Source organism: Streptomyces tyrfis, assembly GCF_037034285.1.
Lineage (GTDB): Bacteria > Actinomycetota > Actinomycetes > Streptomycetales > Streptomycetaceae > Streptomyces.
The window spans coordinates 1-15,366 of the sequence record NZ_JBAGJZ010000056.1; the positions used below are offsets into that span (position 1 = coordinate 1).

The window sequence follows — 15,366 nt, forward strand, 5'->3', positions numbered from 1 at the left end:
TGGGCGTGACGGCGAACATCGCACCAAGGGCGGCGTCGGCTCCGTCCGCGACGCGCTCCCGCTGGACCTCCAGCAGACGCGGGGCCAGGGTCGCGTCCGTGGCTCCGACCCTGCGGGCCAGCTTCCACGAGCGCTTCTCCGCCTTCTCCTGAACCTTGGCGTCGGGGTGGTTGGCGGCGACGGCCCGGTGATAGGCCAGCGCCTGGACCACCGCCGCGGCCCTGGCCTCCGCCTCGGCGTCACGGCCGTCGGTGTGGACGACGATCCGGCGGGCCAGGAACGCCATGCCTTCCGCCGACACACACATACCCAGCGGCGTCACGGCGTAGATCACGGTGCGGCCCGCGTCCGGACCGGCCATGGCAGCCATGACGGATGCGGCGGCTGGCAACGCCCACAGCCCCACTCGGATGACCCGGGGTGAGGACTGGCCCAGCATCGTCAGGCCGAGCAGCACCAGCGCCAGCACAGCGGTCGCACCCTCACCGGCCGCCACCGCACCCAGCGCCGTACCCTTCCCGTACGCGTGGCTGATGTTGCTGTATGTGCCCACACCACCGGCGACTCCGGTCGCCAGCATCGGCACGAACGCAGCCGCAAGAACACCTTTCTGAGGGGCGCTCAGTTCTCTGTGCGGAGTAGGTGAACTGCTGCTCATGAGGCACCCCCATCTCGCGGACGCACCCGGAGGGCGGCCACCAGCCGGACCGGGGACGAGTCGTCGTCGGGCGTCTCGCTGTACTCCGTCCACTCCCACTCGGCGCCGTCCTGGGCCACGAACCCGAAAGCGGCGAGCACCCGGGAACGCTCGGCCACCGTCGGCACCGTGGCGGACGGGCCGAAGTCATGCTGCGGCCACTGCGAGACCGGGCCCGGCAGTGCCACATACAGGCGCCACCGGCCGCCGGGGTTAGAGATTTGCGCGGTGTACTCCATCACGCGGCACCGCCCGCCTGCGCGAGACCGGCGCGGTTCGTGAGATTGCGGCGCTCGGCCAGAACCCGGTTCCGGGCCCGCCGAACGCGCCGCTCGTCCAGCACCGTGGCCGGACGGTCCAGCATCGTGATCTCCACATCGAGCAAGTCGACCTCCGCCAGGATCAGCGGCATCTCCTGCTCAATCGCATCCAGCTCCACCGCCGACGGCTCACCGTCGAGCGACCTCCCCGTAACGGGGCCCTGAAGTGCAGCGATGGTCTTCATTGGGTGTGTTCCTTCCTGACAGGAACGGCCCGAAAAGCAGCCCCGGTGGTCGGACACCGGGGCTGCGGCCGTTATGGGATGTGTGGGGTGCGGGCCCGGTGCTGCAACACCGGGCCCGCCGTGCCTTGCGCTTCCACAGCAGGAGTCGACCGGGAGACCGGCTCCCCTCAGCCCCGCCCGTACGCGCCCCGCGAGGGGGCCCGGACGGGCGGAGGAGGCAACCAGCCGCAGCCATCGGCTGCGAGGGTGACCCTGAGTCCGCGAATCACCGGCTATCCCGGCGCGCTCCGCAGATCAGGCAGACGCGAAGGGCATCACCGCCCGTGCCGGTCCAAAGCACGGGCAGCGCCCAAAGACTTCGAAACATCAGGAGTCCGTAGGCCGAAGGAACGGAGAGTCAGGCTTCGCCGGTCGGCCGTTGCCACGGCCGACCAGTCCCGAGCCTGTGATCGGTGCGCCATCTCTCTGCCTGGCGCTCAGCAGGGCAGTTCGCTGCGGGTGGCGCCCGGGGGCGTTCTCCAGAGCCGCAGGATCGTGCGTACAGCGCCGACGCGCCGCACCACTGCCGACGACATCACCCGGCCGCCACGGGAGCGAGGACTCTCACCTCGCTTCAGTTCACTGTTCAGTTCTCAAACAACAGGGCTTCCTTCGGGCTCACTCCCTGACGGGGCCCTCCGGGCACAGTTCGAAGCAGCCCAAAGAAGGGCCCTTCTTCGCTTGCTGTCCTAGGACTGCGAGCGCTTGAGAAGACAATGACGCACAGTCCTAGGACTGTCAACAGTCCTAGGACTGTGTTTGACTTGAGGTAGTCGAGAGGAGTTCGCGTGGCACCAAAGTGGCGGGAACTGGCAGACAAGCTGGCTCAGCAGATCAGGGCTGGGGACTACACCCCCGGCCAGCGGCTTCCGCAGATCCGGGACCTCGTAGAGGCTGGCGAAGGGTCCAAGGCCACCGTCCACGCCGCCTACAAGGCGCTGGAAGCCGAGGGACTGGTGACCTCATCCCGAGGGCATGGCACCGTCGTGCGGGAGCGGACGCCGCTCAAGCGTCTGGGTATTGCTCGTTACGACAAGGTGAAGTGGCGCGATGGCGCAGAGGTGGCATTCATCGCGGACCGGGTCGCGTCCGGGCGCACGTACAAGAGAGGCGAGCAGACCCAGACGGTTGGTCGCCTGCCAGCGCCAGCGATCGTCGCTGCTGCCCATGGGCTGCCCGAGGGCGCCGATGTGTACGCCCGAGCGCGCCTGGTGAAGGAGGGGGACCAGCCGACCCACACCCTGACCAGCTACTACCGCCCAGAGCACGTCGAAGGAACCCGCCTCGTCGATCCGACGCCTGGTCCGGCTGGCCGAGGCGGCGGCTTCCGTGTGCTCTACGACGCCGGGTACGAGATCGACCACATGCGGGAGGAACTGTTCGCGCGCGTGGCCAAGCCTGAGGAGGCCGAGCTGCTCAAGCTCATGCCAGGGGAGTGGGTGGTGGAGCTCCACCGCACCACGTTCACGGCGGACGGCACGGTCGTGGAGTTTGCCATTGGCGTCCATGCAGCAACCCGGTTCGCCTGGGCGTACGACTTCAAGGTGCCCGACTCCGCATCCAAGGAGAACCAGTGATCTCTGCTCAGAATTGGGCCGATGCCCAGACACTCTGGGATTTCCAGCAGATGGGTCACGAGCCACGCCCCTGCTCGGTGGGTATCGGGCTGGGTAGTCATGACCTGGGCGTGGCGGACGTGACCGCCGACCTGTACCAGCGTGGCCTGTTCCCCCTGATCGTCTTTACCGGCGCCACCAGCCGGACGACCGAGGGGCGGATGCCCCGCGGCGAGGCGGAGCACTACCGCGACCGGGCATTGGAGCTGGGGGTGCCAGCGTCCGCGATCCTCGTTGAGCCTCACGCTCGGAACACTGGTGAGAACATCCGACGGTCTCGCGCCCTGCTCGCTGAGCAAGGGGTGGACGTCAAGTCCGTACTGCTTGTCAGCAAGCCGTACGAGGAGCGCCGGGCATACGCGACCGCTCGGAAGCTGTGGCCGGACGTCGACTTTGTCAGCGCGTCCGTGTCCATGACGCTCCGCGAGTACGTGGACTCCATCCAGGACGCCCGACTCGTGCTGGACATGCTCGTCGGGGCTCAGCAGCGGTTGCTCATCTATCCGGAGCGCGGATTCATGATCGCTCAGGATGTCCCGACCAACGTGGTGGCGGCCTATGAGCGGCTGTGCAACGGCGGGTTCACCAGCCGACTCATGCCGGAGTAGTTCTTGTAATGCGGAGGTTGTCGGTTCGAATCCGACAGGGTTCCCGCAGAGGCCCGGGTCCGATCCTTCCGACCCGGGCCTCTTGGTATCTGCTTCGGGTTGCGTGCGGCTCGGCTGGTCCGCCTGGGCCGTCGGTGGGCCGTCCGAGGGCGGCCCACAGACGCCGATAGCGGCCAACAACCACCAAGAGGCCGTGATCTCGACAACGGCCCCTTGGCGGTTGTTACCTAGCTAGATCCAGGTGTCCAGCCACATCCGTGCACGCCAGGCGTCGTCCGGGATCGGGGTGCCCGTGTAGATCGGCCAGAAGTAGATGAAGTTCCAGATGATCAGCAGCACCAGCACGCCCGCCGCGACCGCGCCCACCGTGCGGCGGCGCTCGCCGGACAGGTCGGCCGGCAGCTCGACCGGCAGGCCCGCGGGCAGTCCGCCGTCCGGCGGCAGCCCGCCCGGCGGGCCGATCGACGCGCCGCCGCCCGGCAGGCCGGCGTCCCGGGCCGGTGTCCCGGTCACCCCCGGGCCCAGCAGCGCACCGATCATCATCGCCACCGCCAGACACAGGAACGGCACGAAGACGACCGCGTAGAAGAGGAAGATCGTCCGCTCCTGGTACAGGAACCAGGGCAGCCAGCCCGCCGCCACACCGCAGGCGATCGCGCCCGCCCGCCAGTCGCGGCGGAAGATCCACCGCCACAGCACGTACACCAGGGCGAAGCACGCCGCCCACCACAGCAGCGGCGTGCCGATGGCCAGCACCTCGCGGGAGCACTTGCCGGTCGCCGACGCCGCGCAGCCCGGCTCCTCCGCCCAGAAGTACGACACCGGCCGGCCGAGCACGATCCAGCTCCACGGATTGGACTGGTAGGTGTGGCCGGAGGTCAGGTTCACATGGAACTCGTAGACCTGGTACTCGTAGTGCCACAGGCTGCGCAGCCAGTCCGGCAGCCACGTCCAGGAGCCGCCCCTGCCGTCGTGCTGGGCCCAGTCGCGGTAGTAGCCCTTGCCGGTGACGATCCAGCCGGTCCAGGACGCGAGATAGGTGACGATCGCGACCGGGACCGTCGAGACGAACGCCGGCAGCAGATCCCGGCGCAGCACCGCCGTGTACGGGCGGACCGCACCGGCCGTCCGCCGCGCGCCCACGTCCCACGCCACCGACATCAGGCCGAACGCGGCCAGGACGTAGAGGCCGTTCCACTTGGTGGCGAAGGCCAGCCCCAGCAGCAGCCCGGCCGCCAGCCGCCAGGGACGCAGGCCCAGCCGCAGACGCTCCGCGACATCGGCGTCCGGGCGGAGCACCCCCTCCTCGTCCACCGGCAGCGCGGCGGCGAGCCTGCGCCGCGCCCAGTCGCGGTCGATCAGCAGCGCCCCGAACGCCGCCACCACGAAGAACATCAGCACCAGGTCGAGCAGCGCGGTGCGGCTCATCACGAAGTGCAGACCGTCGAACGCGAGCAGCGTCCCGGCCAGGCACCCCAGGAACGTCGAACGGAACAGCCGCCGCCCGATCCGGCACAGCATCAGCACCGACAGCGTGCCGAGCACCGCCACCATGAACCGCCAGCCGAACGGCGTGAACCCGAAGAGCTGCTCACCGAAGCCGATGATCCACTTGCCGACCGGCGGATGGACCACATAACCCGGGTCCGTCGGGACCGGCACCTTCGACGGGTCGGCCAGGATCAGCTTGTCGACGTCCTTGGGCCAGTTCCCCTCGTACCCCTGGTTGACCAGCGCCCAGGAGTCCTTGGCGTAGTACGTCTCGTCGAATATCAGCGCGTGCGGGCTGCCCAGCTTCCAGAACCGCAGCACCCCGGCGACCAGCGCCACCAGCAGCGGGCCGCCCCACGCCGACCACCGCACCAGGCGCTCGGCCAGCGGCGGCGACACCCCGAGCACCGCCCACAGCTGGGTGCCGGGCCGGTTGTACGGCGGGACCAGCCGCTCGCGCAGCCCGATCCCCGGCCGGGGCACATGGCCGAAACGGCGAAGCCGCCGCTGCCAGGAGGGCGGCGGTTCCTCGCCGTGCGGATGGCCGGCGTCTTGGCCCTGCCGGGCTTCGGGCGCAGTACTCGTCACCGCGCCATCGTAGGGAACGCGCCCGCGCGAGTGCCGTCACCCGTGCTGGGAGGATGACTCATGTGACTGGAACGACTGGAACGACCGGAACGCTGGTACTCGCGGGTACCCCCATCGGAGACGTGGCGGACGCCCCGCCCCGGCTCGCCGCCGAACTGGAGTCGGCCGACATCGTCGCCGCCGAGGACACCCGCCGGCTGCGCCGCCTCACCCAGGCGCTCGGCGTCCGCACCGCGGGCCGGGTCGTCTCCTACTTCGAGGGCAACGAGTCGGCCCGCACGCCCGAGCTCGTCGAGGCCCTGACCGGCGGGGCCCGGGTCCTGCTGGTGACGGACGCCGGGATGCCGTCGGTCTCCGACCCCGGCTACCGGCTGGTGGCCGCCGCCGTGGAGCACGGCGTCCGGGTCACCGCCGTCCCCGGCCCGTCCGCGGTGCTGACCGCGCTCGCCCTGTCCGCGCTGCCCGTCGACCGCTTCTGCTTCGAGGGCTTCCTGCCGCGCAAGGCGGGCGAGCGGCTCGGCCGGCTCCGCGAGGTCGCCGCCGAGCGCCGCACCATGGTCTTCTTCGAGGCCCCGCACCGGCTCGACGACACCCTGACGGCGATGGCCGAGGTCTTCGGCGCCGACCGCCGGGCGGCCGTGTGCCGGGAGCTGACCAAGACGTACGAGGAGGTCAAGCGCGGCCCGCTGGGCGAGCTGGCGGTCTGGGCCGCCGAGGGCGTACGCGGCGAGATCACCGTCGTCGTCGAGGGCGCCGCCGCCACCGGGCCCGAGGAACTGGACGCCGAGGAGCTGGTGCGCAGGGTCCGGGTCCGCGAGGAGGCGGGGGAGCGGCGCAAGGAGGCCATCGCGGCCGTCGCCGCCGAGGCGGGACTGCCCAAGCGGGAGGTCTTCGACGCCGTCGTCGCGGCAAAGAACGCGGCGCGAACCGGCCTCGCGGAGGGCAAAGGACTATCGTAAAAAGCAAAGCGCAAGCCGCGCACCGGGCCTTTCTGCCACGAGAAGCCCAAAACAGCTCCAACACTCGACAGGGCCTGATGCGCTCCCGCCGGTACGGGCGTCCACTGGATCAGGGACACACTCCCCGGAGTGCTTGTCCGGCGGACAAAGGAGCAGGCATGAGTGAGATCGCAGCAACCACCGTGCACGAGGCGTACGCCTTCGCCTGCATGAGGTGCGGGTACGGCTGGGAACAGTCCTACGAGATAGAGCATCACGTCGACGGTTCCGGCCGCCCCTTCGTCATATACAAGGCGGACGGCGAGCGGGTGCCCTCGCCGCTCTCCAGGCCCACCTGCGTGAACTGCGGCGGACATGTGGTCCGGATCATGCGGGCCGGGCGGGTGTCGACCGTCCAGCAGCTGCTCCGCCACCCCCGGCAGAGCCCGCCCGCGTCCGGGGAGGGCGAGCCGGGGGGCGACGCCGTGGCCGCCACCGCCGTGCCCACGGGCGCGGAGCACCACTGGCACCTCTCGGATCTGCTGCATCCCTTCCAGCGCCGGTAGCAAGCACCGGTCGGCAGTCGACGCCGGCCGTCGGCGCCGGCGGCCGGCGTCGGCGTACGTACGATCGTCGGCATGAGCCGTTCCGAAGCCCCGCCGCTGCCCGAACCCCTCCGGGTGCCGGTCGCCGATTCGCACACCCACCTGGACATGCAGGACGCGACCGTCGAGGAGAGCCTGGCCAGGGCCGCCGCGGTCAACGTCACCACCGTGATCCAGGTGGGCTGCGACATCGCCGGTTCGCGATGGGCCGCCGAGACCGCCGCCGCGCATCCGAACGTGCACGCGGCGGTCGCCCTCCATCCCAACGAGGCGCCGCGCATCGTCCACGGCGATCGAGGGGGCGCCTCCCAGCCCTCAAGGTCTGGGGGAGGCTGGTCGCGCCACGGGGCGCGGGAGGCGGGCGGCACGGCCGCGCTGCACGAGGCGCTGGCCGAGATCGACGCACTGGCCGCGCTCGACCACGTACGCGGCGTCGGCGAGACCGGCCTCGACTGCTTCCGCACCGGCCCCGAGGGCATGGCCGCGCAGGAGGAGTCGTTCCGGGCCCACATCGAGATCGCCAAACGGCACGGCAAGGCGCTCGTCATCCACGACCGCGAGGCGCACGCCGACGTGCTGCGGATCCTCGCGGACGCGGGCGCGCCCGAACGGACCGTGTTCCACTGCTACTCCGGCGACGCCGAGATGGCCCGGACCTGCGCGGACGCCGGGTACTTCATGTCGTTCGCCGGCAATGTGACCTTCAAGAACGCCCAGCCGCTGCGGGACGCGCTGGCGGTGGCCCCGACCGAGCTGATCCTGGTGGAGACGGACGCGCCGTTCCTGACCCCCGCCCCCTATCGCGGGCGGCCCAACGCGCCCTACCTCATCCCGGTCACGCTGCGCGCCATGGCCGAGGTGAAGGGGCTGGACGAGGACACCCTGGCCGAGGCCGTCGCGGACAACACCGCGCGGGCCTTCGACTACTGAGCGGTGGGGCGTGGGCCTTCGACTGCTGAGCGGCGGGGCACGGGCCTTCGACTGCTGAGCGGCGGGGCGGCGGCGGGAGCGCGGCGGGAGCGAACCGTGCGGCACCTTACGCTTTACAGGTGAGCACCACTGAGCCCGACGCCCTCCTGGGCCCCGCAGACATCCGCGAGCTGGCCGCCGCACTGGGCGTGCGTCCGACGAAGCAGCGCGGCCAGAACTTCGTCATCGACGCCAACACGGTCCGCCGGATCGTGCGCACGGCGGAGGTCCGCCCGGACGACGTGGTCGTCGAGGTCGGCCCGGGGCTGGGCTCGCTGACCCTGGCGCTGCTGGAGGCGGCGGACCGGGTCGTCGCCGTCGAGATCGACGACGTGCTGGCGGCGGCCCTGCCGTCCACGGTCGCCGCCCGGATGCCGGAGCGCGCCGACCGGTTCGCCCTGGTGCACTCCGACGCGATGCTGGTCCGCGAACTGCCGGGCCCCGCGCCCACCGCGCTGGTCGCGAACCTTCCGTACAACGTCGCGGTGCCGGTGCTGCTGACCATGCTGGAACGGTTCCCCTCCATCGAGCGGACCCTCGTCATGGTGCAGGCCGAGGTGGCCGACCGGCTGGCCGCCCGGCCGGGCAACAAGGTCTACGGGGTGCCCTCGGTCAAGGCCAACTGGTACGCGGACGTCAAGCGGGCCGGCGCCATCGGCCGCAACGTCTTCTGGCCCGCCCCGAACGTCGACTCCGGCCTGGTGTCGCTGGTCCGCCGCACCGAACCGGTCACGACCCGGGCCGCCCGCGCCGAGGTCTTCGAGGTCGTCGACGCCGCCTTCGCCCAGCGCCGCAAGACGCTGCGCGCGGCCCTGGCCGGCTGGGCGGGCTCCGCGTCCGCCGCCGAGGCGGCCCTGGTCGCGGCCGGGATCTCGCCGCAGGCGCGCGGCGAGGCGCTGACGGTCGAGGAGTTCGCCGCCATCGCCGAGAACAAGCCCGGCAGGGACCGGAAGGACGGCGAGGACCGGAACGGCGGGGCGCGGCCGGCCGCCGAAGAGCCCGACGGGGACCGGGCGGCCGCCCGCGCCCCGCGCCCGGACACCGATACCGACACGCCCGCGTCCACCGACGCGCCCACGCCCACAGGGAGTGACGAGTGAGCGTCACCGTCCGCGTACCCGCCAAGGTCAACGTCCAGCTCGCGGTCGGCGCCGCGCGCCCCGACGGCTTCCACGACCTGGCCAACGTCTTCCTCGCCGTCGGCCTGTACGACGAGGTCACCGTCGCCCCCGCCGACGAACTGCGGATCACCTGCACGGGCCCGGACGCGGCCAAGGTCCCGCTGGACACGACGAACCTCGCCGCCCGCGCCGCGATCGCCCTGGCCGAGCGGCACGGCATCAGGCCCGATGTGCACATCCACATCGCCAAGGACATCCCCGTAGCGGGCGGCATGGCGGGCGGCAGCGCCGACGGCGCCGCGGCCCTGCTGGCCTGCGACACCCTCTGGGACACCGGCGCCGGCCGGGACGAGCTGCTCGCCATCTGCGCGGAGCTGGGCAGCGACGTGCCGTTCAGCCTGGTCGGCGGCGCGGCCCTCGGCGTGGGACGCGGCGAGCGGCTGACCCCGATCGAGGTCGGCGGCACGTTCCACTGGGTCTTCGCGGTCGCCGACGGCGGGCTCTCCACCCCGGCCGTCTACGGCGAGTTCGACCGGCTCACCGCCGGCACGGACGTTCCGGCCCCCACCGCGTCCCCCGCCCTCCTGGACGCGCTCCGCGTCGGCGACCCGGTCGCCCTCGCGGGCGCCCTCGGCAACGACCTCCAGCCCGCCGCGCTCTCGCTGCGCCCGGCCCTGGCCGACACCCTCGCCGCGGGCACGGCGGCCGGGGCACTGGCCGCGCTGGTCTCGGGCTCCGGGCCGACCACGGCGTTCCTGGTGGCGGACGAGGAGTCGGCCCGGAAGGTGGCCGAGGCGCTGCTCACCTCGGAGACCTGCCGCGAGGCACGGACGGCGGTGTCCCCGGCCCCCGGCGCCACGGTGATCCGGCGAACGGCCTGACGACGGGCGGGCCTGGCGACGGCCGGGCCTGACGGCGTGCGGCGGCCCGACGGGGTGCGGCCCGGCGGGCCTCGGCGGCCAGGCCGGGCCGTGGTGACGGCGGCGGCGCCCGCAGGGCGTCGGTCAGCGGAGCCGTAGGCTCTTTCTCGCCAGTTCGTACGCCGGGAGCATCTCCTGGTGTTCCTGCGCGTCCAGCCCGCCCAGATGGATCACGACCGGTCCGTCCGGGGTGGAGACGGCGAAGGCGCGCTCCTTCTTGGGCTCGTCGAGCGGTTCGTCGTCGACCGTGTAGGCGGCCTCGGCGGCCGGCAGGTCCCCGGCCGTGGTCGCGGTGTACGTGATCTTCCCGGCCCCGGCCCTCGTCCCGGCCCCTGTCCCGGCCTCGGTGCCGGTCCCGGCTCCGGCCCCTGTCCCGGCCCCCGTCCCGGTCCCCGTCCCGTCGGCCGTGAACGCCTCCAGGACCTGGCGCGGGGTGCGGTTCGACTTCTCGCCCTGCCAGACCCGCAGATATCCCAGGTGCCCGGCCGGCTTCGCGTCGATCTCGCAGACCAGGGCGGTCCCGCCCCGCACGCCCAGCGCGGCGGCGATCTCCGAGTCGGGATCGATGCCGACGGCCTTCGGCTTCCAGGACGCCGCGAGGTCGAAGACGACGGGCAGCGGGCAGGCCGAACCGGCGCCGCCGACCGTACCGCCCTTCGCGGCCACCGCCTCTCCGGCCGCCGCCCCTCCGCCCGTGGTCGTTCCGGCCACCGCCTCTCCGGCCGCCTTCGTGCCCGTCTTCTCCTCGGCCTTCCGGGCCCCGGCGTCGTCCCGCGCGGTCGACGAGCAGCCCGCCAGTGCGAGCGCCGCCAGCAGCGCCACCGCCGGGACCGCCCGCCGCGCGGGCGGTCGGACCGCGCACTCCGCCTCGTGGACCGCGTACCGCGTCTCGTCCCGTGCCACCGTCGTTCCCACCCCTGTCATACCGCCGCCCACCCCTGTCGTGCCTCGTACGCGGTGCCCGGCCGGTTCCGGCCCAGCGCCACCGGCCCGGCCGCCGTGCCCCCGGCCGTCGATCCCCCCGGCTGCCGCGCCCCGGCCGTTCACGATCTCGGGCCCGGGGGTGATCGGGCCCGGGAGTGATCGGGGCACCGTACCGCAGCCGCGGGCCGACTACCCTGGGACGTCGATCGAAATCCCGGGCAGGAGAGAAATGGCCGTCAATCTGATCAACGTCGAGCAGGTCAGCAAGGTGTACGGCACCCGTGCCCTGCTCGACAGCGTGTCCCTCGGAGTGTCCGAAGGAGACCGGATCGGTGTCGTGGGCCGCAACGGCGACGGCAAGACGACCCTCATCCGGATGCTCGCCAAGCTGGAGGAGGCGGACAGCGGACGCGTCACCCACAGCGGCGGGCTGCGCCTGGGCGTCCTCACCCAGCACGACTCGCTCGACCCGCGGGCGACCATCCGGCACGAGGTGCTCGGCGACCTCGCGGACCACGAGTGGGCGGGCAGCGCCAAGATCCGCGACGTGCTCACCGGCCTCTTCGGCGGGCTCGCCCTGCCGGGCTTCGAACACGGCCTGGACACCGTCATCGCCCCGCTCTCCGGCGGCGAGCGCCGCCGTATCGCGCTGGCCAAGCTGCTCATCGCCGAACAGGACCTGATCGTCCTCGACGAGCCGACCAACCACCTCGACGTCGAGGGCATCTCCTGGCTCGCCCGCCACCTCCAGGTCCGCCGCTCGGCCCTGGTCTGCGTCACCCACGACCGGTGGTTCCTCGACCAGGTCTGCACCCGCATGTGGGACGTGCAGCGCGGCACGGTCCACGAGTACGAGGGCGGCTACAGCGACTACGTCTTCGCCCGCGCCGAACGCGAGCGGATCGCCGCGACCGAGGAGGTCAAGCGGCAGAACCTCATGCGCAAGGAGCTGGCCTGGCTGCGGCGCGGCGCTCCCGCCCGCACCTCCAAGCCCCGCTTCCGCATCGAGGCGGCCAACGAGCTCATCGCGGACGTGCCGCCGCCGCGCGACACCAGCGAGCTGATGCGGTTCGCCAGCGCCCGGCTGGGCAAGACCGTCTTCGACCTGGAGGACGTGACCGTCCGGGCGGGCGCCAAGACCCTCCTCGAACACCTCACCTGGCAGCTGGGCCCCGGCGACCGGATCGGCCTGGTCGGCGTCAACGGCGCGGGCAAGACCTCGCTGCTGCGGGCGCTCGCGGAGGCGGCCCGGACGGAGGGCGAGACCCAGCCCGCCGCCGGGCGGATCGTCGTCGGCAAGACCGTCAGGCTGGCCTACCTCTCCCAGGAGGTCCGCGAACTCGACCCGAACCTGCGGGTGCTGGAGGCCGTGCAGCAGGTGCGGGACCGGGTCGACCTCGGCAAGGGACGGGAGATGACCGCCGGTCAGCTCTGCGAGAAGTTCGGCTTCACCAAGGAGAAGCAGTGGACCCCGGTCGGTGACCTCTCCGGCGGCGAACGGCGCCGGCTCCAGATCCTGCGCCTGCTGATGGACGAGCCGAACGTCCTCTTCCTCGACGAGCCCACCAACGACCTCGACATCGAGACCCTGACCCAGCTGGAGGACCTCCTCGACGGCTGGCCCGGATCGATGGTCGTGATCTCGCACGACCGGTTCTTCGTCGAGCGGACCACGGACCGGGTGATGGCCCTGCTCGGGGACCGCGCGCTGCGGATGCTGCCGCGCGGGATCGACGAGTACCTGGAACGCCGGCAGCGGATGGAGGAGGCGGCGACCCCCTCCGCCGCGCCCGTACCGGCCCAGGAACGGTCCGCTCCGGCCCCCGCCGTCTCCCCGCAGGCCGCCCGGGCGGCGAAGAAGGAACTGCAGAAGGTGGAACGGCAGCTCGACAAGGTGGCCGCCCGCGAGACCGCCCTGCACGCGCAGATCGCTGAGCACGCCACGGACTTCGAGAAGGTGGCGAAGCTGGACGCGGAGCTGCGTGAACTGGTCGCGGAGCGCGACGAGTTGGAGATGCGCTGGCTGGAGCTGGCCGAGAACGCCTGACCGGTCCGCCCGACTGCCTGACCGGTCCGCCTGACCGGTCCGCCCGACTGCCTGACCGGTCCGCCTGGCCGGTCCGCCCGACTGCCTGACCGGTCCGCCTGGCCGGTCCGCCGATGACGGGGGATCAGGTTGTCGGTGACCGGACATCGGACGGCGGGGCCCCGGTGGCCCGGTCGCCGGGTCCGGGCCGCCCGTGGTGGGTGATCGGTGCGACGGGCGGGGCTGAGGGGACGGGTGGTAAAAAGGGGCCTCGCCCGGCACGGATCCAGCCGCCGGGCCGTGTGCGCGAAGGGGGACGTGTCGATGGGCCAGCAGCCCGGCCCGCAGCCGCCGCAGGAGGGTTTCGGAGCCCCGTACGACCCGGCCGCGTCGCCGGGCCCCTACGGTCCGCCCGCGCAGCCCGGTCCGTATGGGGCCGCCCCCGCGCAGCCCGGCCCGTACGGCGGGCCCGCGCAGTCGAACCCCTACGCCGTCCAGCCCGCCCCGCACCAGGCACCGTCCGCCCCGCAGGCACCGCCCGCGCAGCCGAACCCGTACGCGCAGCCGGGCCCCGGCACCGTCCCCATGCCGGGCCCCGGGTCCGTACCCCCGCCCGCGCAGCCGGGGCCGTACGGCGCCGCGCCCGTGCCGGCCGGGCCGTACGCCCCGCAGGCACAGTTCGGAGCCGGTCATCCGGCGCCGCCCTCGCAGCCGCCGACGGGGCCGCGGTCCGGAGGCGGCGGGTTCTTCCGGGGCAGGCGCGGCGCGCTCGTCGGGGGAGCGGTCGCGGTGGCGCTGCTGGCCGGCGTGGGAATCTGGCTCGGCGTCAACGGCGGTGGCGGCGGCACGAAACCCGTGGCGAAGACCACCGACGGGCCCGCGACGGCCTCCCCCGGCACGGGGAGCGGCGGCACGTCCGGCGGGCACGACCTGCGCGCGGAGGCCGACGCGCTCAACGCGGGGCGCAAGCCGGGCGAGGCCAAGGTGCTGTGGCTCCAGGAGGGCGGCGTCGACCTGCCGCGCAACGGCTATGACGTACAGGGCCCCTGGGTCGTCGGCGACACCGTCGTCAAGGCGATGTACCGCACGGTCTCCGGCTACTCCGTCGCCGACGGGCACCGCAAGTGGAGCCTCAACCTGTCGTCCAGGCTGTGCGCGGCGCCCTCGCAGGCCACCGCCGACGGCCGGATCGTCCTCGGCGTCGAGTCCGGCAACGGGGACGAGGCGATCTGCGACTCCCTCCAGATGGTCGACCTCACCACCGGCAAGGCGGGCTGGCACAAGAAGTACGAACGGAAGAGCACCTGGGACGCGCTCTCCCATGTCGCGATGGCGATCAACGGGGACACCGTGACCGTGGGCCGGACCAGCAGGACGGACGCCTTCCGGGTCTCCGACGGCGCCGTGGTCTTCGGGGAGCTGCCCGGCAACTGCCAGCCGTTCGGCTTCGCGAGCGGTCCCGAGGGGATCGCCGCCACGAGCTGCCGGACGGCTGCCGACGACCACAAGGAACAGCAGGTCCAGCGCATCGACCCGGCCACCGGCAAGGTCCGGTGGACGTACCAGGTCAAGAAGGGCTGGGAGGTCGCCCAGTTCTACTCGGTCAGTCCGCTCGTCGTCTCGCTGAAGCAGGAGGGCAAGTGGGCCGTCATCGTGCTGAACGAGGACGGGACGTACCGCTCCCAGCTGATCGGCGGCACGGACGACTACCTGACCCAGTGCGACGAGGACGTTCTCACCCTGGGCATGAACCTGGACAACTGCCTCGGCGTCGCGGCCGACGGCCAGGCGGTCTACCTGGCGACCAAGCCGGCCGAGGACGACCCCACCAACAAGGTCGTCGCCTTCGACCTGAACACCGGCAAGGCCGCATGGGAGGCCGCCGCGCCGGCCGGTCAGACCCTGCTGCCGATGCGGGTGGAGGGCGCCAGGCTGCTGATGTACCTCACCGCGGAGAAGAACAAGGGCGGCGGCATCGCGTCCCTGCCGCCGACCGGCGGCACGCCGAGGCTGGAGCTGCGGCACCCGGCGTCGGCGGCCGGCGTCGAACGCGATTTCTTCGATTCCCGGGTCGTCTTCCGCGACGGGCGGTGCTTCCTCGTGCACGCGAGGATCAGCGGCATCGACGACGAGGCCGAGATGTCGATGAAGTCCATGGCAGCCTTCGGGAACTGACGGACCGGCAGCTCGCTGCGGGCCGTCCGGAACCCGCCGCGAGGGCCGTCCGGAACCCGCGGTACGGGTCGTCCGGAGGCGTAACGGAGGCATCACAGGCCGGTTCTCCCTTGGGAACAGGGGGTGGACCGACCCGGTGGGCGA

The 15,366-nt window shown here is 72.4% G+C and carries 13 protein-coding genes and 1 pseudogene; 9 read left to right on the plus strand and 5 right to left on the minus strand.

The features are described from left to right. The 3 genes and pseudogenes from WA762_RS30755 to WA762_RS30765 all read right to left on the minus strand — a co-directional run. Nucleotides 1-580, minus strand: a pseudogene (locus WA762_RS30755) (conjugal transfer protein); the annotation flags it as partial. A gap of 74 nt (nucleotides 581-654) precedes the next feature. Then, nucleotides 655-936, minus strand: a complete 282-nt coding sequence (locus WA762_RS30760) for a DUF6303 family protein (protein WP_335940094.1) — start codon at nucleotides 934-936, stop codon at nucleotides 655-657. Next, entirely contained in the window at nucleotides 936-1,202 is a 267-nt protein-coding gene (locus WA762_RS30765) for a DUF6284 family protein (protein ID WP_335940096.1), read from the minus strand. The genes WA762_RS30760 and WA762_RS30765 overlap by 1 nt, the downstream gene beginning before the upstream one ends. An 827-nt stretch (nucleotides 1,203-2,029) precedes the next feature. Between WA762_RS30765 and WA762_RS30770 the strand changes: the two genes are divergently transcribed. After that, nucleotides 2,030-2,818 (plus strand): GntR family transcriptional regulator, encoded by a 789-nt coding sequence (locus WA762_RS30770; RefSeq protein WP_335940097.1) that lies wholly within the window; start codon nucleotides 2,030-2,032, stop codon nucleotides 2,816-2,818. Next, nucleotides 2,815-3,465, plus strand: a complete 651-nt coding sequence (locus WA762_RS30775; protein ID WP_335940099.1) for a YdcF family protein — start codon at nucleotides 2,815-2,817, stop codon at nucleotides 3,463-3,465. The genes WA762_RS30770 and WA762_RS30775 overlap by 4 nt, the downstream gene beginning before the upstream one ends. 231 nt (nucleotides 3,466-3,696) lie before the next feature. Here the strand turns inward: WA762_RS30775 and WA762_RS30780 are convergent, their stop codons facing one another. Then, nucleotides 3,697-5,544 (minus strand): dolichyl-phosphate-mannose--protein mannosyltransferase, encoded by a 1,848-nt coding sequence (locus tag WA762_RS30780; protein WP_335940100.1) that lies wholly within the window; start codon nucleotides 5,542-5,544, stop codon nucleotides 3,697-3,699. Nucleotides 5,545-5,606: 62 nt separating this feature from the next. Between WA762_RS30780 and rsmI the strand changes: the two genes are divergently transcribed. The 5 genes from rsmI (at nucleotide 5,607) to WA762_RS30805 (ending at nucleotide 10,058) form a co-directional block, all read left to right on the plus strand. Further along, a complete protein-coding gene (gene rsmI / locus WA762_RS30785; protein ID WP_335940101.1) occupies nucleotides 5,607-6,503 on the plus strand; it encodes a 16S rRNA (cytidine(1402)-2'-O)-methyltransferase in 897 nt (298 codons plus the stop codon). Between the two features lie 158 nt (nucleotides 6,504-6,661). Further along, on the plus strand, nucleotides 6,662-7,048 hold the full coding sequence (locus WA762_RS30790; protein WP_335940103.1) for a hypothetical protein: 387 nt from the start codon (nucleotides 6,662-6,664) through the stop codon (nucleotides 7,046-7,048). 72 nt (nucleotides 7,049-7,120) lie between these two features. After that, nucleotides 7,121-8,017 (plus strand): TatD family hydrolase, encoded by an 897-nt coding sequence (locus tag WA762_RS30795; RefSeq protein ID WP_335940105.1) that lies wholly within the window; start codon nucleotides 7,121-7,123, stop codon nucleotides 8,015-8,017. A 119-nt stretch (nucleotides 8,018-8,136) separates the two neighbouring features. Then, nucleotides 8,137-9,156 (plus strand): 16S rRNA (adenine(1518)-N(6)/adenine(1519)-N(6))-dimethyltransferase RsmA, encoded by a 1,020-nt coding sequence (rsmA, locus tag WA762_RS30800; RefSeq protein WP_335940106.1) that lies wholly within the window; start codon nucleotides 8,137-8,139, stop codon nucleotides 9,154-9,156. Further along, nucleotides 9,153-10,058: a 4-(cytidine 5'-diphospho)-2-C-methyl-D-erythritol kinase gene (locus WA762_RS30805; protein ID WP_335940108.1), complete on the plus strand. Its 906-nt coding sequence runs from the start codon at nucleotides 9,153-9,155 to the stop codon at nucleotides 10,056-10,058. The genes rsmA and WA762_RS30805 overlap by 4 nt, the downstream gene beginning before the upstream one ends. A gap of 123 nt (nucleotides 10,059-10,181) precedes the next feature. Here WA762_RS30805 and WA762_RS30810 read toward each other — a convergent pair whose 3' ends face one another. Further along, complete coding sequence (locus WA762_RS30810; RefSeq protein WP_335940110.1) at nucleotides 10,182-11,021, minus strand: lipoprotein; 840 nt, start codon at nucleotides 11,019-11,021, stop codon at nucleotides 10,182-10,184. 229 nt (nucleotides 11,022-11,250) lie between these two features. Here WA762_RS30810 and WA762_RS30815 point away from each other — a divergent pair, with 229 nt between their 5' ends. After that, nucleotides 11,251-13,068, plus strand: coding sequence for an ATP-binding cassette domain-containing protein (locus WA762_RS30815; protein ID WP_335940111.1), 1,818 nt, complete (start codon nucleotides 11,251-11,253; stop codon nucleotides 13,066-13,068). Nucleotides 13,069-13,371: 303 nt separating this feature from the next. Beyond that, nucleotides 13,372-15,222 carry an outer membrane protein assembly factor BamB family protein gene (locus WA762_RS30820; RefSeq protein ID WP_335940112.1) on the plus strand — a complete coding sequence of 617 codons (1,851 nt, stop codon included), beginning with the start codon at nucleotides 13,372-13,374 and terminating at the stop codon, nucleotides 15,220-15,222. The last annotated feature ends 144 nt before the right edge of the window (nucleotides 15,223-15,366 follow it).